At 41.7% G+C, this 20295-nt stretch carries 14 protein-coding genes; 6 read left to right on the top strand and 8 right to left on the bottom strand.

Annotated features, from left to right (window positions below; translation table 11 throughout):
• Positions 1-192 precede the first annotated feature (192 nt).
• From MHN32_RS21140 to MHN32_RS21130, 3 genes are read right to left on the bottom strand one after another with little or no spacing between them, the layout of a single operon-like run.
• Complete coding sequence (locus MHN32_RS21140; RefSeq protein ID WP_102057708.1) at positions 193-735, bottom strand: cupin domain-containing protein; 543 nt, start codon at positions 733-735, stop codon at positions 193-195.
• Positions 732-1418 carry an acireductone synthase gene (gene mtnC / locus MHN32_RS21135; protein WP_239422725.1) on the bottom strand — a complete coding sequence of 229 codons (687 nt, stop codon included), beginning with the start codon at positions 1416-1418 and terminating at the stop codon, positions 732-734. Before mtnC ends, MHN32_RS21140 begins: the two co-directional genes overlap by 4 nt.
• Positions 1415-2029, bottom strand: a complete 615-nt coding sequence (locus tag MHN32_RS21130; RefSeq protein WP_235368381.1) for a methylthioribulose 1-phosphate dehydratase — start codon at positions 2027-2029, stop codon at positions 1415-1417. Before MHN32_RS21130 ends, mtnC begins: the two co-directional genes overlap by 4 nt.
• A gap of 102 nt (positions 2030-2131) precedes the next feature.
• On the opposite strand from MHN32_RS21130, the gene MHN32_RS21125 reads away from it, so the two are divergent.
• Together MHN32_RS21125 and MHN32_RS21120 are read left to right on the top strand one after the other, a co-directional pair.
• Entirely contained in the window at positions 2132-3271 is a 1140-nt protein-coding gene (locus tag MHN32_RS21125) for a methionine aminotransferase (RefSeq protein ID WP_174170261.1), read from the top strand.
• Positions 3259-4029: an amidohydrolase gene (locus tag MHN32_RS21120; RefSeq protein ID WP_239422724.1), complete on the top strand. Its 771-nt coding sequence runs from the start codon at positions 3259-3261 to the stop codon at positions 4027-4029. Before MHN32_RS21125 ends, MHN32_RS21120 begins: the two co-directional genes overlap by 13 nt.
• A gap of 76 nt (positions 4030-4105) precedes the next feature.
• Here MHN32_RS21120 and MHN32_RS21115 read toward each other — a convergent pair whose 3' ends face one another.
• The 5 genes from MHN32_RS21115 to MHN32_RS21095 all read right to left on the bottom strand — a co-directional run bounded on the left by MHN32_RS21115 (position 4106) and on the right by MHN32_RS21095 (position 14589).
• The gene (locus tag MHN32_RS21115; RefSeq protein WP_239422723.1) at positions 4106-7408 is read right to left on the bottom strand and encodes a methyl-accepting chemotaxis protein; all 3303 of its coding nucleotides are present in this window, start codon (positions 7406-7408) and stop codon (positions 4106-4108) included.
• A 142-nt stretch (positions 7409-7550) separates the two neighbouring features.
• Complete coding sequence (locus MHN32_RS21110; protein ID WP_239422722.1) at positions 7551-10889, bottom strand: amidohydrolase family protein; 3339 nt, start codon at positions 10887-10889, stop codon at positions 7551-7553.
• A 132-nt stretch (positions 10890-11021) separates the two neighbouring features.
• A complete protein-coding gene (locus MHN32_RS21105) occupies positions 11022-13181 on the bottom strand; it encodes an ATP-binding protein (protein WP_174170265.1) in 2160 nt (719 codons plus the stop codon).
• 151 nt (positions 13182-13332) lie between these two features.
• Positions 13333-13989 (bottom strand): response regulator transcription factor, encoded by a 657-nt coding sequence (locus tag MHN32_RS21100; RefSeq protein ID WP_010606850.1) that lies wholly within the window; start codon positions 13987-13989, stop codon positions 13333-13335.
• Positions 13990-14217: 228 nt separating this feature from the next.
• The gene (locus MHN32_RS21095; protein WP_095728839.1) at positions 14218-14589 is read right to left on the bottom strand and encodes a histidine triad nucleotide-binding protein; all 372 of its coding nucleotides are present in this window, start codon (positions 14587-14589) and stop codon (positions 14218-14220) included.
• Positions 14590-14845: 256 nt separating this feature from the next.
• Here MHN32_RS21095 and MHN32_RS21090 point away from each other — a divergent pair, with 256 nt between their 5' ends.
• The 4 genes from MHN32_RS21090 to MHN32_RS21075 all read left to right on the top strand — a co-directional run bounded on the left by MHN32_RS21090 (position 14846) and on the right by MHN32_RS21075 (position 20216).
• Complete coding sequence (locus MHN32_RS21090) at positions 14846-15460, top strand: DUF2057 domain-containing protein (RefSeq protein WP_239422721.1); 615 nt, start codon at positions 14846-14848, stop codon at positions 15458-15460.
• A gap of 361 nt (positions 15461-15821) precedes the next feature.
• The gene (locus MHN32_RS21085; protein ID WP_239422720.1) at positions 15822-17516 is read left to right on the top strand and encodes an AIPR family protein; all 1695 of its coding nucleotides are present in this window, start codon (positions 15822-15824) and stop codon (positions 17514-17516) included.
• Between the two features lie 97 nt (positions 17517-17613).
• A complete protein-coding gene (locus tag MHN32_RS21080) occupies positions 17614-18780 on the top strand; it encodes a hypothetical protein (RefSeq protein WP_239422719.1) in 1167 nt (388 codons plus the stop codon).
• The gene (locus MHN32_RS21075) at positions 18780-20216 is read left to right on the top strand and encodes a hypothetical protein (protein WP_239422718.1); all 1437 of its coding nucleotides are present in this window, start codon (positions 18780-18782) and stop codon (positions 20214-20216) included. Before MHN32_RS21080 ends, MHN32_RS21075 begins: the two co-directional genes overlap by 1 nt.
• The last annotated feature ends 79 nt before the right edge of the window (positions 20217-20295 follow it).

Raw genomic sequence — 20295 nt, 5'->3', positions numbered from 1 at the left:
CTCTTCAAGAGTTTACCTATTATGTCAGTGCCATGTTGGTTTACTTGCTGTTGTAATACAAATATTGAAATGAGTCATGAGGTAAAATCTGGTGATGGAATTTGGTGTGTATTTTGTTGAAGGTTGTGAGCCTAGCATGAGTAAGCAAGTACTCACAGTGCTTCGTTAATACTGTGAGTATTCAGACTTGGATTAATCAAGTAAGGGAAACTGCTTTGCAATGTCAGAGTCCGTGCTTTTTGCAACCCAACCCTCTTGATTATTGAACAGGCGAATGGCGGTAAATTCTGGATCGCTACCCATATCGAACCAATGAGGCGTATTTTCTGGTACTGAGATTAGGTCACCTTGCTGACATAAAACTTGGTAAACCTTATCGTTTAAGTGTAAGCAGAATAGCCCTTGTCCTTTAACAAAAAAACGTACTTCATCTTCGCTATGAGTATGCTCAAAAAGAAACTTTTGTCGCAACTCCGAGGCACTAGGGTTGCCCTTTGCAAGTGAAATCACGTCGACAGTTTGATAGCCGCCTTGCGTCTTTAATCTTTCAATATCGCTCAGGTAGGCATTAATAATGTCGTCTTGTGACATTTCAGCGGTGATATCGGTGCTAGTCTGCCATTGTTCAAAGCGTACGCCTTGCTCTGCGAGCAAAGATGCGATGATGTTTGCGTCTTGCTCTTGTTGTAAAGCTTGGCTTGGATTCTGTACCTGGTAGATAGTCAGTTGACTCATGAAAATGCCCCTTCATCAAAATGGTCAAAGCTTGATATAACTGGATGTTCAGGTGATGTTGCTTGTGCATCTCTAAACAGTTGTAATGTTTGCATGCCAGCGGCCTTTGCCGCGTCTAGCTCGGCAACGATATCGCTTAAAAAGAGTATTTGCTCTGCTTCATACGGTAGGGCTGCAATAATGTTCTGATACGACGAGACTTCCTGCTTGGCACCCACTTTAGTATCAAAGTAGTCACTAAATAGCGGGCGAATATCACCATAGTCTGAGTGCGCAAACAGTAGCTGCTGCGCTTTCACTGAGCCCGAGGAATACACGTAGAGGTCGCAGCCATTCGCTTTTTGTTGTGTTAAAAATTGGTAGGCATCTTCATACAAATGTCCGGTAAAATCGCCGTTTGTATAGCCAAACTGCCAAACGAGACCTTGTAGCTGTTTTAATGGCGTGATTTTTTTATCTGCGGCGATCCACTCAAGTAGCGCGGCAATCACGGTATCAATATCAGCGTTGGCATTATCCAATTCTGCTCTGACAGCACTAATTTGCTCGACAACGGCGGCGTCATGTTGATGGTCGCGAATAAATTGCGGTAAATGCGCAGCGGCATATGGGAATAGTATCTCTTTAACAAAGGAGATGCGGGTAATTGTCCCTTCAATATCTGTTAAAATGGCTTTGATCATTGGCGCCCCTCCAATTTGATGCGTTCTAATTCGCAGGCAAATAAAAACTCTAAGCCCTCAATATGACGACGAGTTTCTTGCACTGTGCGGCCCACGGCGTATAACCCGTGACCTCGGATCAATACACCGTGTACAACTGGTGTAGTTTGATGAGATTGCGCCACCCGCTGTGCTAGTCGCTCTATATCCTGATCGTTATCAAAAATAGCAATGGATAGGGTTTCTTCATGGGATTGAATGCCAGACAGTGACTTTTGCATTTCATAACCACGGATCTGAAATTGATCGCCTTGAATAAATCGCGACAACACAGTCGCAGCTACGGAATGCGTGTGTAATATACACTGTGCACCCGCACATAAATCATATAATTTTAGGTGCAATGCGGTTTCGGCTGAAGGCTTGCCACTACCGGCAATGATGGTGCCAGTGGCGTCTAATTCCAGAAATTGTTCTGGTGCTAATTTACCTTTATCAAAGCCGCTGGCCGTGACAACAAAGCCAGAGTCTGTTTTGATAGAGAAATTACCACCAGTCGCGGGAACCCAGCCTTGCTGAGCAACCCAAGCTCCTGCGTCGATAAGCGCGAGTTTTGCGGCTTGTGTGTGCATAGTTAACACCTATAAATTAAATGCGTTTGGACGGCTATACATCTATTTTGAGCAATGATAGCATCCACTCACGATTAGCACCATAAGAAAGAGAGTGTTGCAGTGAAAAGTAAGTTACCTCAGGTTGGAATTAGTATCTTTAGCCAAATGACGGCATTAGCGAACGAGCATGGTGCGATCAACTTATCGCAAGGCTTTCCGGAGTTTGATGCGCCTGATTACCTCAAATCACAATTGAGTCACTATGTTGGCGAAGGTCAAAATCAGTATTCGCCTTCTGCCGGCATACCGAGCTTGCAAGCACAAGTTGCGGCATTAATTGAGCGTCGTTATCAGGTGAGTGTTTCAGGACAAGAACAGATCACGGTGACCTCCGGTGCAACGGAAGCACTCTTCGTGGCAATTCAGGCAATAGTATCTGAAGGGGACGAAGTTATTGTATTCGATCCGGCTTATGACTCCTATGAGCCTGCAATTGAACTTGCTGGCGGAAAAGCCGTACATATTGCATTGACCGCGCCACATTACCAAATTGATTGGCAACAAGTCGCAGAGAGTATCAACCCAAATACCCGTGCTATTATCATCAATACACCGCATAACCCGTCGGCTAAAACGCTGAAGCCGTCAGATTTAGAGCAACTAAAACAGCTGCTAAATCAGCATGACTTGTTATTGATCAGTGATGAAGTATACGAGCATATTACCTTTGATGGTTTGCCCCATCTGAGCGCATTAACTGATCCTGCATTGTTTGAGCGTGCGTTTGTGATCTCTAGCTTTGGTAAAACCTTTCATAGTACAGGCTGGAAAATGGGTTACTGTGTGGCGCCAAAGCAAATGACTGTTGAGTTTAGAAAAATCCATCAGTATGTAACGTTCTCAAGTTTCACTCCGGCACAACTTGCATTGGCTGATATGCTTGCTGAACACCCTGAGCACGTTGATGAGCTGAGTGGGTTTTATCAACAAAAACGCGATGTACTGGTTAAGGCGTTAGCGTCAAGCCGATTTACGCTATTACCAAGTGAAGGGACTTATTTTTTGCTTTTGGATTACAGTGAAATTTCTGATCTTGATGATGTTGCCTTTTGTCACTATCTGGTGGAAGAGGTTGGGGTTGCGGCAGTGCCACTCAGCGTTTTTTACCAACAAGCACCTGAAGACAAGGTTATACGATTGTGCTTTGCTAAGGAAAATCAGACATTAGAAGAGGCTGCAAAACGCTTATGTCAACTTTAACCGTTACCCTTGTTCAAACAGATATCCAGTGGCTTTCACCTGAGGCCAACTTTACCCATATTGAACGTTTGCTAGAAAATGTCGAGCCAAGCGATTTAATTTTGCTACCAGAAACATTTGCTACCGGCTTCGCCGTAAAAGAGCCGGATGTTGAGCGCTATGCTGATGCAGCCATCGAGTTTTTACAGCAATATGCTCAGCGCTTTGAAGCTGTTGTAGCGGGCAGCATACTGGTTCCGCAAGGAGATAAAAAGGCTAACCGTATGGTGTGGTGCCAGCCGGATGGAAAGATACTTCATTATGACAAAAGACACTTATTCTGTTTGGGTAATGAGGGTGATTTTGTCGTTGCTGGTGAGCACCGTGAAGTGTTCGAATTAAAAGGCATTAGATTCTTACCGCAGATCTGCTATGACTTACGTTTCCCAGTATTTCAGCGCAATCAGACCGATTATGAGGTTATGATTAATATTGCAAACTGGCCAGCGGCACGCCGAAATCATTGGGATACTTTACTGGCTGCTCGCGCAATCGAGAATCAGTGCTTTGTGCTTGCGGTAAATCGCGTAGGTGAAGACGGGTATGGCACTGCACATAATGGCGGTACCAAAGCGGTTGATTTCAATGGTAATAGTCTTGTGTCGGCAGTAGATAACCAAGCTGAGGTTATTACCGTAAAGCTAAAACTGAGCGATTTGCAGCAGTATAAAGCTAAATTTCCAGCCCACCTCGATGCGGATAAATTTACATTGGCATAATACACATTGGTACAGGCATAGCATGCCCAACTAAAAGGCTTAGTTGGGCATGCTCTAACTCGAAACTCAACTGGCCCTAAGATGCATTATATTGATGCACAAGCAATTCACCTTCTCTGCCAGTGGCGCTGTAATCATTTTTTGATAAACGGAAATAGCTCAACTGGGAGCGCATTTCATGGGCTTGCTCGGCCATTTGTCTCGCCGCTGCCATCGTTTCTTCGGTAATTGCAGAGTTTTCTTGAATAAGATCTGTCAGCCTTTGCACCACCAAATCCACTTCTTTAATGGCTTGCTGCTGCATTGAAGTCGACTCATTGATTTTAATGATGTTGTTATTTACATCACTCACGGCGCCAACGATTTGTTGCAGCTTTTCACCGGAACTATTGGCAAGTTCAGTCCCTTGCTCTACCTTCTGATTACTGTTTGAGATAATTTCTTTGATTTGCTTTGCAGAGGCGGCGCTACGCCCTGCCAGCTCTCGTACTTCGTTTGCAACGACTGCAAAGCCACGGCCATTTTCTCCCGCTCGTGCCGCTTCAACGGCGGCATTGAGTGCCAGCAGGTTGGTTTGAAACGCAAGTCCATCAATCACCGATACAATCTCATTAATGTCTTTACTGGCTTTGTTCACTTCAATTATTGCGGCTACGGTTTGGGCAGATAAGCTGCCCCCTTCTTTGGCTATGTTTTCTGCGTTTGTTGCCAGCCCTACGGCATCACCAGATTGGTTTGAAACCTTAGTGAGTTCATCTAACATATTACCAGTGCTGGCACTGGCTTCTTCTAAGTTTGCTGCTTGCTCTTCTGTGCGTTGACTGATTTCAGTGTTACTCGCCGCTATTTCTCCGGCACTTTGAGCAACATAATTTGCAGCGGCTTGGATCCCTTCGATTACACTGGTGAGTTTTTTAATTGTGGTATTGGTGTCATTTTGCAAAGACTTAAACACGCCAAAATATTCCCCATTTACTTGATTACTTAAGTCACCCTGAGCAACATTGGCCAACACGCTGCTCACTTCGGAGATTGCTCCAGAGACCTGTAAGGTCGAGTCATTTACATTCTCTTTAAGCTGTTGCAGCTGACCTTGTAGTGGCAACTCTATTTTTTGACTAAAGTCTCCTTCGGACATTGCGCCCATTACGCTGCCGAGTTCTTCGATGACCTGATTGAGGTTCTCGACTGAACGGTTGATATCACCTTTGAGATTATCAAGCTGGCCAGACATCGCAGATTGAATGGTGCGGTCGAATCGACCATGGCTAATAGCCATCATCACCGTAGAAATTTCCGAGATAGCAACATCAACGGCGGTCACAGAAGCATTGATATTATCTTTAAGTTGCGCGAGTTGGCCCGTTGCTACCACATCCACTTGTTGTTTAAAGTCGCCGTTGCTGACGCCAGCCATCACAGTGCCTATTTCTTTCATTACTCTGTCTAGGTTTGCCATGCTGGAGTTGATATCTTGTTTTAAGGTATCTAATTGGCCTGCGAGAGGGGCATCGAGTTGCGCAGAAAAGTCGCCTTGGCGTAGTGCAGACATAATCGTGCTGATACCGTCAATTGCACTGCTAAGGCTGCGTACGGAATTATTTACCGAATCTTTAAGTTGCGCTAACTTGCCTTTAGCGGGCACGGTGACTTGTTCCTTAAAGTTACCTTGCTCAATATTGGTCATCACATGAACAATACCGTTCATAGTCGAATTAATCGATGCCAAAGAATCGTTAATATTATTTTTGAGCTTGTCTAAATCGCCAGACATGGGAGCATTAAGTTTGGTATCGAAGCGACCATTTGCCATATCAATGGAAATTTCATTCAGTTCAGAGATGGCTCGACTTAACGTATTAGCACAATGGTTAGTGGCTTCTTTTAGGGTTTCTAGCTCGCCCCGACACGGTACTTTGATGCGGTCGTCAAACTTGCCCGAGGCCATTTGATTCATGACGCGATTAGCCTCTGTGATAGAAAGCTGTAGGGCATCCAGTAGAGAATTAAATGCCTGTGCACTATTGCCTATTTCATCATGACTACGAATGGGCGCTCGCAATGAAAAGTTACCTTCCTGTTCAACTGATTTCATGGTTTCTACCAACTCGTGAACAGGTTTGGTAAGCGTTTTTGAGAACCAGTAGGCGACGATCAGTACTAATACTATAGTGACCGCTAAAATAATCATCAGGTATTGAGATAGTGAGGTGATAGAAGCAAACGCTTCCGCTTCGTCAATTTCGGCAAGCAGTGCCCAGCGCGTATTAAAGACTTCCACTGGTGTATAGGCAGATAACACGGCTTCGCCGTTGTAGTCTTCAATAACCTGTTGTCCAGATTGATTATTTAATGCTTGAGAGACTGCAAGCGTGGCTACCTTGCCGCGTTCAGGGTATCGAAATGAATTCACCACGGAATGATGTTGTGGATCTAAGAATGAGTCTGAACGCATCAGGCCCTCAGGGCCAACTAGGTAGGTTTCACCACTTTCTCCCAAGCCTTCTCGCTCGGTCATAATGGCATTGATGGCATCAATAGATAGCTGTGCAGCTACAATTGCAATGGTTTGGCCATTCACCACGATAGGTTTGGCAATAAAACTAGCGGGTGCATTATAGGAGGGGAGGTATTGTTTGTAGTCTGCGAAAGCGCTGATTGTTGGATCCGTTGAGTCCTTCAGTTCTTGATAAAGAGAAGCTAGATTACTATTGGCATAAGGACCCGTTTCTAGTGAGGTAGCAAAATCAACCTCTTTAAATACGGAATAGACAATATTTCCATTACTTGGGTCAATGATAAAGATATCGTAAAACTCATAAATGTCGGCGATGTTAAGCATATATGGATGGTAACTGCGGTGAGCAAGGTCATAACTATCTAAGTGACCGGCTTCAATAAATTTGTATTTTTCGCCAACTGGGTAGGGGTTGCTTGCTAAGTAACGTGCTTGCAGCGCAAGCCCAGACTCTGAAATGTTACCAATTAGCCTTGCTGTGCTCGTATCTTCGGGGTTTTCTTGATTGAATTTAGGTACGAACACTTCATCATAAAATCGAGATAATTTGGCATAGTTAATATCGGCCTGAGCGCTAGGAAAGCTGGTAATAAACTCTTGTGCAATCACAGGAAGTAATGGGTTTGCCGTAAAGGCATCGAGTTTATCCTCAACGGTCTTAAAGTAACGATTAACCGCGCTTTTTTTGATCTCACTAACGGCACCAAGTTGTGAATATACTTGCGCTGTCATGGCATTCGATGCGGTATTAAGTGCGATGGAAATAATTACTATCAACGGCACGAGCGCGACGATTAGAAATGCAAAAATCAGCTTTTTAGTTAAATTAAGAGAGTTAAAAAATTGCGAAAACCCAGACATAACCTAATTCCTTGTTGCTATGGAAGTACCTATAACAGCATAGAACAGTATTGATTAAGATCTAGACAAAAAATAAAAAACCCGGCTATCTAGATAGCCGGGCTTGTAAACTTAACGTTTCACGCTTCAATCGTGCTACGTATTAGTGTTTCCAATGATAGGTATGGGCCTTTTCTTCCATATACTCAGCAGTTGCTGGATGCATTTGGGTTTGTGCGCCATTTTCAAAGAAGAAAGGCTGACGTTTATTGTCATAGTTGCCGATTTCATTCATGGTGGCCGCATCGTAGATACGGCCATTGATCACGGTGTAGGCAACTTTCTCTGAATCACGGATGTTAGACAGCACATCACCATCTATGATGGCAAGATCGGCGAGTTTTCCCTGTTCGATCGTACCAAGGTCACGGTCCATACCTAGATATCTTGCACCGTCGATTGTACCGCTGCGAAGCGCCTGCCAAGGTGTAAATCCGCCTTGTGCCATAGACCATAATTCCCAATGTGCAGCTAGACCTTCACGCTGGCCGTGAGCACCAATGTGCACAGTCACACCCTTATCGCGAAGCTGTTTTGCGGTTTTGGCGACATTGATATGGTTATAGTGACGTTCAGGTGCTTTGCTTGGACGAATTGATCTTGGCTTTACCACATACTCAGGAACGAAGCTCATTAAGCGCTCGTTTTCCCACACATTAGTGTGTTGATACCAGTATTCTTCGCCAGAGATACCGCCATAGGCAACAACGAAAGTTGGCGTAAAGCCAACATTTGTTTGTCCCCACATTTGTTCGATATCAGAGTAAATATTCGGGATCGGTAGGGCATGTTCAACACCAGTATGACCATCGACTATCATGTTCATGTTGTGTTGGAATTTTGAACCACCTTCAGGCACAACCATGATTTCCATGTTCTTCGCCGCTTCCAATACTTGCTGACGTGTCTCACGGCGAGGGTGGTTGTAACTCTTCACTGAAATAGCGCCAGCGTCTTTTAGGCGTTTAACGTGGAACTCTGCGTCTTCAAGGTTACTGATTGGTGTTTTATAACCCGGCGCGTGGCCAGCATATAAAATACGTCCAACAGAATAGGTGCGTGGCGCGACCGTTAAACCCGTTCTTTGTAGTTCTGCCATAGAAAATACCTCGGCAGAGTTATTTGATGGATCATGGATAGTCGTTACACCAAAGCTAAGATTAGAATACTGATTCCAGTTTTGCTGTGGCTGTAGGTTATAGCTACCGTAACTGCCATGTGCGTGGGCATCGATAAGGCCTGGGATCACGGTTTTACCGCTAATATCCATTACTTTAGCTGTGCTAGGAACGTCTAGCTCACCTTGCTTACCGACTGCAACGATGCGATTCTCTTTGATTAGGATCACACCATTGTCGATGATTTCTTGTTCGTTCTCAGCGTTACGCATAGTCACTACTTTACCGCCGACTAACGCAATCATACCTTCAGGCTTATCTGCTTTTTGCTCAAAACTCAAGTCGATACCTTCAGCGGTTAGCTCGTCGGTGTTGTCAGATGCACCATCGACGAAAGCGAAAGTGTCAGTCAGTTTGCGCTGATAAAGTGTGGGACCAAATGCCCAAGTTAGCGCGCTGCTGTCCGCTTTCCAATTTAGGAAATCACCAGAGTACTTTGACACTTGCTTAACTGGGAAAGCTTTCTCACCCTTGTTAATGGATAAGGTTTTACCTGTACTGGTAAAAGGTGCAACAAACGTATTGAAATGCTCGATAAATGCAACATATTGGCCATTTGGAGAGACCTTAAAGTCAAAGACGTAATCACCTTTGAAGTGGCTACGTTCTTCTTGACCATTGAGGTTAACACTTTTTAGTTCGCGATGTGTTTCATCACTCATGGTGGAGAAGTAAATGCGCTCAGAGTCGGCTCCAAAGTGCGGATTGTCGCCGTGTTTAATGATGCGTTTTGCTTCACCGCCGTTGGCATTAACTAGATAAATCCCTGGATGCATTGACCAGTCACCGCTTAGCAAGTAGCCACCAGTTACCTTTTTAAATAGCACGTTTTTGCCATTTGGTGAAAAGCTAGGTGAGATATAGTGACCAGGTTCTTGGGTGATCACTTTACCTTTACCACCGTTTGCAGACACAACACGTATTGCGCCTAAGTCTTTATCACTCCAAGTTGTGTAAACGATAGACTTGCCATCGCGAGAGTAGCTTGGGTAGAACTCAAAGTGGTCGGTTTGCTTAGTGAGGCGTTTTACTTTGCCTGACACAATGTCTTTTACGTAAAGGTAGCCAAGCGCTTGGAATAGTGCAGTTTCACCATCAGGAGAAATTTGAGACCAGCGTGCAAGTTTGACTTTAAAAGTGTCAGGCGCGACATCTACCGCAAAGCGTAGCGCCGGTGTGATTTGTTTTTCAGCGACAACGCGAGTAGGGATGACGTTGACCTCGTGCGATGCGATATTGACGCGGTTGAATACCCCTTTCGCCCAAAAAACGAGGGATTTACCATCCGGCGTGTAAGCAAAAGAAGGTGTGTTACCATGTGCGCCATTGGCTTCTTGTAAATCGCGATCAAGGCCGGCATAAACACGAGTTTCGACGCCAGAGTGTAAATCTTTAATATATAAGGAACCGATCATTTCGTTGCCGTTATCTTCGCGTTTAACAAACGCAATAGATTTACCATCAGGACTGACGGTTGGACGAATAGCACCGCCAGCACCACGGATCACTGTCTCTTCTTCACCGGTTGCTAAATCCCAACTACGAATTTCGAATACAGCGTCGAGCGAGTTTTTGTTATATTCCCAGCGCACGCCAGAGGTCGCATCAACTGAGTAATAGATTTTCTTGCCATCGTGAGAAAAAGCGGGCTCTGCAACGTTCTTTTGCGATTTTGCACCATGTAGACGCTCGCGAACCAACACGCCTTTACCGCCGCTGATGTGATACATACGAATAGAGCCACCTGGAATGGTACGCCCCGTTACTTGACCTTGCTTAACTGCAATGTATTGACCATCAGGCGACCATGCAGGGTTGTGAACAATATTATTCACTTCTTTTGATACCTGACGCAGGTTTTTGCCATCTACGTCCATCACCCACAGGTTATCGCCACCTGCGCGATCGGAGATAAATGCGATGTGCTTGCCATCAGGCGAAAACTTAGGTTGAATGTTCCAGCCCATGTCGGATGTTAAGGCTGTTGCTTTACCACCGCCAATTGGCATGATGTAAAGGTCGCCAAGCATATCAAAGACGATGCTTTTACCATCAGGGCTAACATCTAAGTTACTCCATGTGGTTTCGTTGGTATCGATGGTGATGGTTTGCTTTTCACCTGGTGGGTTGAGCACATCCCAGCCTTTGGTTGACTTCTCTTCTTTTTGCGTGGCTGTAACGGCATCATCAGCGCTGGCTGGCTGAGCCAAACCAATCACAGCAGCACCAATAGCAATGGCTAATGGTGATTTAAAAAATGACATAGATGTTCCCTTAATTTTATAGTTATTGCCCAAGGCGAGCAGTTTGCCTCGGTTAAATTAGCGTTAATGTATATGCTTACTAAGCATGAACAAGTTTTATTATGATGTCGAACAACATGCGTTTAATGACGCTTAACCTATCGCCTCTTTACGAACAAAGTGGAGATATGCAGCGAGACTGTCTTGCCATAGCGTCATGGCTTCTGTGAGTTCATCATGGCAGGATTTGCCATCCAATAAGCGGCGCTCTGCTTTTTTCAAATTTGAACCATAGCGGTTAAACCCGAGTTGTAACGCGGTGCTGGCTTGACGATGAAGCTGTCTAATACATTGATCTTCGTCTTGCTCTAATAGCTGCTGAATATGGATGAGTTTATTACGAGCCGACAACACAAACTCGTTGTAAATCGAAGAGACTTCATCTTCACTAAATCCAGACTTTAGGGCATTTACAGCCGTTTCATCGTATAGGATATCGGGCAACTCGACGCTGACATTGGCTTTTTTGGGAGACTGAGACTCGCTAAGCGCTTGGCGTAATTTTTCTTGCTTTATCGGTTTGCCAACAATATCGCGAATGCCGAGTGCTAAGTATTCTTTAACCTCATCAGGGCTGAGGCTTGCGGTAAAGGCTAGGAAAGGGGTTCGTTTGTTTTTATGCTCACAATTTTGTAGCTGCTTTAATACTTCTTGCCCGGAAAGATCGGGTAAGTTCATGTCTAACAACACCACATCGAAATGGTGCTGTATTAGCATCTCGATGGCGCTTTTACCATTGGTTGCCAATTTAACCTTATGCTCATCTTCTGCCATAAACTCAATAGCGATTTTTTGGTTGAGATCCAGGTCTTCTACCAACAGTACTTTCAGACCGGTGATACAGTTATCGTGCTGCGGGCGCTGCTCTACTAAGCTCAGTTCACCAATGTTTAGTAGTAAATCAAAACTGAATGTACTGCCTTTGTTAAGCTCGCTTTGAATATCTAGCTGCGAATTCAGACGGTTGAGTAGGCGACTGGTAATGGCAAGCCCCAAGCCCGTACCACCCTTAACTTTACCTGCACTACTTTGTACGTATGGCTCGGTCAGCTTATTAATATCTTCACTATCAATACCTGGCCCTGAGTCCGTGATACTAAAGCGCACTTTATGCTCAATTTGTTGGTCTTTTAAAATCTCAACTTTGAGTTTTACTTCCCCTTTATCAGTGAACTTAATGGCATTACCAACGAGGTTGATAAGAATTTGTCTTAGCTTTTGTTGGTCAAAGTAATAGCACACCTGATCGGGCAGTTCGTACACCAGTTCAAAGTGTAGTCTCTTTTGCTCTGCAAGCGGGCTGAGCAATAAGCAAAGGTTTTGTAGCCAACTTCTAAGCTCAACATCCTCTTCGTACAAGGCTTCATCACTTTGCTCCAAACTGGCGTAGTCTAGTACTTTATCAATCAGTAAATTTAGCGACTCTGCAGAGTTTACGATAGCCTCACAGTAGGCCTTGTTGCGACTATCTCTGGTGCGTCCCAGTACAAGTTGGGCGCTGCCCAAGATACCGTTAAGCGGAGTTCGTATCTCATGACTGATCGTTGATAAAAACATACCGCGCAGCTCAAGGTCTTGTTGTGCCTTTAATGCAAGTTTATTAAGGTTTTGTTCTCTTTGCTCGTTACATAACAGCGCCATGCCTGTTGCATAAAAAATGGGAGCAAGGACGCCATTGAAGAAAATAGTGATGGTAAACCAGTTCTCTTTGAAAAGCGTGAAATGCGTCACTTCTCCCATTAATAGGGTTCTGCCGGTAAATATCACCAATATAATAAGTAGAATGGTGATATAGACTATGCTGCCGTTAGGGTATTTATTTCGTGCGAAGCGGATAAAGAAATAGAGCAGGAGTGTCGCTTCAGCTAAGTGTTGTAAGTCTGAGATAAGGATCCTGTCTCTCAGGCTAGGAGAGAAAATACTGCTGTACATCAACAAGATGAAAAGCCCTGCTGTAACGCCGAGAAACACTTTAAAGGATGGGCCTTTAACCCCTAAAAACTGCCTTATCGCCATACAGTGGATGATGGAGGCCGTGAATAGCAAGGTATTAGCAATGGGAATGGTTTCCCAATTGTCAAAATAGCCGTGTAGTGCAAAGGAAGAAATCGCACAAAGCAAAACCAGAGGGTAAAAAATATAGAGCAGCGTTCCGGGAGTGCTTTTATTCGCTCGCCACGTTAAAAAGGTAAGGAGTGCCATCATTGCCGTCATGACGAGGCTGGTTAGGTAGAGGGTTTTTGGGTCGAGCATTTACCTAAAACTGCTTTTTGTTGCGAAAAAACTTAGCATAGAGGTATTCGTTGAGGCAGTAAAGCCCGTATGAAACAGAAGCTTCGATATCACGATGTCAGCGCTGTCTTCCCCCGCCGACTTGCGTCAGCAGGTTAAAGACATATGAAGCTTAGCGAATTTCGTCAGGAATATTCTGCTGAGCCCATGAAAGGAGTTCGATACGGTTACGACATTTGGTCTTACGAAATGCACTGTACAGATGCGTTTTCACCGTATGTGGACTGATATTTAGCTCTTCAGCGATCTCTTTGTTTTTCGCGCCTTTACTCATTAGCGCGATAATTGCTTTTTCTCGCTTAGTGAGCTTAACAGGTTCGATATCACCTTCGGTTAGTTTATGTAATGCATCCTTATTGAATTGCAACATGCGATTTAACACATTGCACATCACGTCACGGCGATACCAAAGTTGATCTTCAAGCAACAAACGGATCCCTTTCATTAGCACGTCGGCGTTGTCTGTCGTGTAAAATACACCACGAATACCGCTTAGCAGCGCACGATTGGCAAGCTCCGGGTTTTCATCTAAGTTGAATAGCACGATATCGCATTTAACTTTGAGGTTGACTAGTTGTTCTTTTAATTGACCCCAAGAATCGTTCACTGCGGTTTCGATGAAAAGTAATCGAGTGCCTTCAGGCACATCTGAGATATCAGTTCCGATAGTAACATCCAACCCTTGGGTTTTTAACAAAGGTTGTAACACATTGATACCAATGGTGTTAACCGGTTCTTTATCTAATAACAAAAAAGCACTACTGCTCATTTTTGGACACACTCTAATTTTTCCGATTTCTCAATGCTAACATGGGATTCAGACCTTTTGTATTAGAATTTTTAGTACAAGATAGAGAAATCCGCTATATAACAAAGTGAAATAATAAATCGAAATTATGTACAGAATATGTATTTAAATGTAATTTGTTGAAATAAGTAAGCTTTTAACAATTGCTGTTAATAACTTACTTATTTACATTGCTTAACAGAGAATAATCTAAAGTGGTACTTTTTTCGTATTTTGGTAAGGCGGCCAGCCCATTTCTTTTCCAGCTAATACATGTAGGTGAAGGTGATAGACAGTTTGACCACCATGATCATTACAGTTCATCACTACACGATAACCATCTTCTGCAAAGCCGTGCTCTTTCGCTAATTTGGCGGCAACAACATATAAATGACCAACAAGATGAGCATTTTCTTCCGTCACGTCATTGATGGTCGCAATTGCTGTTTTAGGAATAACTAAGACGTGAAATGGCGCTTGTGGATTAATGTCTCTAAACGCGAGTGCTTGTTCATCTTCGTAAACGATGTCTGCTGGGATCTCTCGATTAATAATTTTGGTAAAAATAGTTTCTGAACTCATGGTCCTTCCTTATCTGCATATTGAATTGCTCTAGCATAGCTAACTCTCAAGGAGACTCAATAGATTTGATGCGTTAACCCGCTGCGCATCAATTAAAAGGGTAGAGATATAAGCAGGTATGCAGTAATTCTCATTTAGAACAACTAAATAGCAAAATTTTTGCCTTGCTACTAAAGCTATTTCCCCGCTTCAAAATAGCTCATTTACTTAATACAATTGGTATAAAATGATTTGGTACTCACGAAGGAGTGAATAGATGCGCTTAAAATATACGCTTGCGACCGCTGTTTTACTGTTGTCACCGCTTTCACAGGCTGCGTTGCTAAGTTTTCCTGAAGAAATTATTCCCTTGCAAGTTGATGATAAAACCATTGAACACTCATTCTTCTCCAAAGTGCGAGAGTTGGACTTAGCAAAAGGGGAGTATGTGGTCAAAATGCGTTACACCGACTTGTATGAAGTGGGCTATGACGACCACGAAACCATAGAGTCGAAGCCATTTTGGGCAAAAATAAGTATCGATCAAGACGGCGAGTATCAGGTTGAATTTAACCGACCTGACAATGTGGTTGCGGCAAAGGCATTTGCAGATCAGCCGTTGATTATGTTGCAAGCACCCAATGAATCGTTAGCGACAACATTGGTGGTGACGCAAGAAAGACCAAGTGTAGCGACAGAGATAGTAAGTGAGCCATCAACACCTACTGCACCACGTTATTCAACGCCAAGCACTACCACACGAGCAATTACGCCAGCACCTGTAGCGCCTAAATCAGCACATCCAGATGTGGTTGGCATGTTGGACTATTGGTGGCAACAGGCAACCCCTGAACAAAAGCAGTTGTTTTTGGAAAAAATAAAGGGCAATTAAGCCCTTTATCTGAATAAGTCTTAATTTGATCTATTAGTCTTTATTAACGAGATTCAATCAAATAGGGCCGTTGTGTATGAGTCAAAAACGAACCCGCAGGCGTAACTCGTTTTTGCCCTAAAACGCGTTGATGTAATTACTTTAAGGACTGCTTTGAGAAAATCTAGACTGAGAATTAAGGCAATATTAGAGTCAGTTATTTTGAGTAGCAGGTATCCAACCAACTATTACCCTAAAGTAACTAAAACTTGACCGTGTCGGAGTATTGATTCAGAGTAATAACGGTTAACAACGTTACGATTTGTAAACATAGAGTAGCCGCTGTTAGTTTTATTGCATTACATGATTCATGGAGAGAACGATGCCAAATAACGATCAAATACTATTAAGTGAGCTACTTAAACAAGAAGCTGATGACTTCGATGAAGCTTTTTCGGAGAGTGAATTCTTTGAATTTTATTCAGCAAACCAAATACTAAAGGGGTACGAGCTTAGTTACGAAGAGATAAAAGCTGGCATAGCTGGAGAGAGTCATGATGGTGGTGCAGATTCAATTTTCGTATTTGTAAACGGCGACCTGATTAAAGAAGACTCTGATGTAAAGGAAAAATACAAAAAAAACCCTGACATTGAACTTGTAATAATTCAAAGTAAAAAAGAAAACGGTTTTGGAGAAGATGCTCTATTAAAACTATCAAGGCTTTGCAAGAATCTACTCGATCTAGAGTTTAATCCTAACGACTTTATCGGAAGGTACAATGAAACGGTACTTTCAATATTCGAACTATTCAAGAAAACTTATGTTTCACTGGTAACACGACGGCCATCCCTCAAAGTTAGTTTTTACTACGTATCAATGGGCTCTAACGTACATGAGAATGTTAATAGACAAGCTGGTGATTTAGTAACTGATGTTAAGGGGATGTTGCCAAACTCTGGTGTTTCCGTTGATTTTATAGGAGCCCATGAGCTAGTCACTCTTAGTCAAGAAAGACCTAATGAAGCATTCAGGCTAGCGACAACGGAGGCACCCCTGTCTACATCTGAAAAAGTATTTATTGCTCTTACTAATATTAAGGACTACTACACTTTTATATCGGATGAATCTGGTAAGTTGCTGCGCTATATATTTGAATCGAATGTTCGTGATTATCAGGGGAAGACTAATGTTAATAAAGAGATTCAAGTTACACTCGAAAGCGAAAATAATGAAGAATTTTGGTGGCTCAATAATGGAGTGACAATTCTTGGTTCAGACGCTACCACCCCAGGGGGAAAAGAGTTAATTATACATAATCCCCAAATAGTGAATGGTCTACAAACTTCATCTGAAATTCACAGGTTTTTTACCAATAACCCAGATAGGATTGAGTTAGAAAAGCGAGCTGTCTTAATTAGAGTTATCGTTCCTGAGGATGAAGAAACAAGGGACAGGATTATTCGGGCAACTAACAGCCAGACTCCAATACCTAAATCTTCTTTACGGGCGACTGACAATGTGCACCGCAGTATTGAAGATTATTTTAGACCTAGAGGTATGTATTACGACCGCCGGAAAAACTTCTATAAAAATGAAGGTAAAAAACCTAAAGAAATAGTGAGCCTTCCATTCTTATCTCAGTGTCTCATGTCTACGCTATTGCAAAGGCCTGATTCAGCAAGAGCTAGGCCTTCTACATTATTAGAAAATGACGAGTCATACGATAAACTGTTTCATATAAATAATGCCCTAAGCACCTACTTTGTTGTCGCATTATGGGGGCGAAATATAGAGTTGAGATTAAAAGAATTGAAAAAGTATGAAACAGCCGAAATTAGTGATATTAAATTCTACGTTTTATATTACATTTGTTGTGCCAAGGTTAGATCTCTATATCCTAGCAACATAAAAGTTAATGGTCTAGAAAATAGCAATATTAATAACTCTGAAATAGATTCAGCTTCAGAGATTTGTTATGAAATTTTTAAAGAGTTAGGTGGCACCAATACAGTTGCTAAAGGCACAAGTTATTTAGAAAGAGTTAAAGAAAAGCTTAAGCAAGAGTATGATTTTTAAATAACCTAATTCGTAGTTAATGATCTAACTTTTATAGTGATATGTGTTTATAATATACTATTGATTTATCTTGTTCCGTAAAGGGTGAAGAAAGCTTGTGTCTATTGATAGAAAGAAAATACGTATAAATAAAGCTCTTACTTCTTTGGATATTGAACAGTTGCTTAGTGAAGTAACTGAAGATCAATTTGATATCGTTTTACCTAATTCTATTGGCTTTGGTGGCTTAGGTGTAGAGGCCTTATTAATCCAGTTTATTTGTACTTGGGCTAGAAATACACAATTTCCTCTATTACACACTTATATAGAGGAAAGTAATAAAGTTGAGGGGTTTGAAAGTTTATGTGATCGCATGTCAGGCATGGTTGCAATGCAAATGGCTGACAAAGTTTTTTTAAGAGATGGAATTACAACGGTTTCCAAAAGAGAAGCATTTTTTTCTTCTGGAAAAAAAATATCTAAAGTAACCTCTAATGAATTCATAAGCGCTTTTAAGGGACAAAGGGCATTCTTTCCTAGTTTAAGACCTTCCAAAAATAACGGTCTAATTCACCCGCTCTATAATGGTAAGCAAGTATCAAAGTCAGGTGCTTTTAAGTTTATTGTTTTTGCATTTTTCGAAGCTTTTTACAAACAGCCTTTTCATTTTGAAGAAAATAGTTTTCTGATAAACCTTGGCAATGTAGTCCATCAATTATTTTTGAATACGCATGAGCATGCGCGCAAAGATATAGAAGGAAACTTATTCATGAAGGAAGCAAGGGGGGTACTTATAAATAAGCAATTATTTGATAAAAAACAATTTACTAATCTATTTGGTGAAACGGATAGAATTAACAAGTATTCAAATAGAATTTTTGATCAGCATGATGGTCAGAAAATTCACTTTATCGAAATATCTGTTGTTGATAATGGAGAAGGGTTTGCAAGAAACTGGATATGTAAAAAATACAATAAGAAAGTTGAAGAAATTACTGTTGAACAAGAAATTGATGCAATTTTAGAGTGCTTTGAGAAACATAATACAACTAAAAATAATAGCTCTTCAGGCTCAGGTCTTAGTACAGTATTGGAAAGTTTGAATAGTTTGAATGGAATATTAAGAGTTAGAACAGGTCGTACTCTAACTGAGTGGTACAGTGAGAGCAGTAACGCCGTGAATAAAGTTAACAGAGACTGTATAAGGCCTCGTCGCGCTAATATTGTTGGAACTTCTGCATCTATTCTAGTTCCAATTTTAAAAAAATCAGCAAGGAGTGTTTAGTGTTTCATTTTGAAGTAGAAAATGGTCTGAACGTAAGCCTAGTTTTTTTTATAGATGATTTGCAAAGTGACTCAACAACTCTGGAAGAAACGTTTGAGGTTACGTACCAAAATTATCATAGGCCAGATCAAGTGGTTTGTATTATCCCTTGTGATAATAAAGAACATTTTAAAGCCATGTTTGAGAGAGAAACCGTTAAGATAAACGCTCAGAGGTATGGAAATAAGGTTCCATTTATAGCAACTAGCTTTGATGTAAGCGGCAAGCTGGAGGTGTTTTACAAATCAATTGAACCTGACTCGTTTTCTTTAAATGAACTTGAAAGTCAACTTAAGTGCGTAGGTCTTGAGTTACTTGCGAAAACTAATCAAGTTATTGAATGTAGTCCACCAGGAACTAGTTTTCTAAAGCCTTCACAATCAAATAATAAAGAATTTATTTCTGCCCACAAGCTTGGCCAATCGTCGAGCCAAAACACATTTATTGCATATGCTTTATTGCCGTATTTAGTAAATCACTCTGATATAGAACAAGTTTATGTTGATACTTCAGCTATTAATTATATTGTATTGTCAATAGTTAATCTTGTTAATAGATTGGAAGGTAGTAATAAATTTAATCCGTCATATAAATCTTTTCATTCATATTCTGGTGTCGAAGTGTGTCGACCCCAGTTAACGAACAACGCATTTGTAATAATTTCAGCATCTACTAGTAATAGTTTAATGAACAAAATCGTAAATAGCTGGAAGTTAGATGTCGATCAAGTTATAACTATTCTATCGTTTAAAAAGTCTGATAGGGTTCTTTGTCACTTAGAACATACTAATTCTCGTAATCAAAACTATGTGGGTAACTTGGTACGCCGAGTAGATGAATACTTCACAACTGAATACTTTTCACCTAAACCTGTGGTGTTGAAAAAAATACAACATGGATCAGGGTTAGGTAAATGGCCATTTAAGCCTTTTCATAATTCAAATAATCATAAATGTAACTCTATTAAAAGTTCTGGGGATAGTATAAAAGAGCAATCATTAACATTAGAGTCACTTCCTATGGAGGTGGAAAAAGCTTTAAACGAATGGGTTGATCATATTATTAATTGGCACATTCCATTTTCGTTAAAATATATAGTTACAGATGAATCATATGAGTTTTGTAATAAATTTGTCCAAAAAATAAGAAGAAGTCACTCTGAAATTAAGGTCGTCAAGTTTGAAGAGGTAATCGAATTAGATTTTGACAATTGTACTGGTGCTCTTTGCTCACTTCTCCCTGTAATCAGAAGCGGTAACTCTCTCATGTCTTTAAATAGGGATCTACGAATAGCTAAACATGATGGAATGAGAGTTTTTATAGCACCATTTTTTTTGTATCACGGTATAAATGGTAGAGAGCAGTTTAGGAAGTCATTATGTCCACTTCCCCTTTAATGGCACACCTCTAAACTGGAGTTTTCCAACTTAGTGCGGTAAATCGCCGGAGGCAAGTTACCAAGGCTCTCATGTGTTC

Origin of the sequence: Pseudoalteromonas sp. Of11M-6, from assembly GCF_022347905.1 — a bacterium.
Classification (GTDB): domain Bacteria; phylum Pseudomonadota; class Gammaproteobacteria; order Enterobacterales; family Alteromonadaceae; genus Pseudoalteromonas.
Note: the sequence above shows the minus strand (reverse complement) of the source record. Positions and strands in the feature narration are given on the sequence as shown.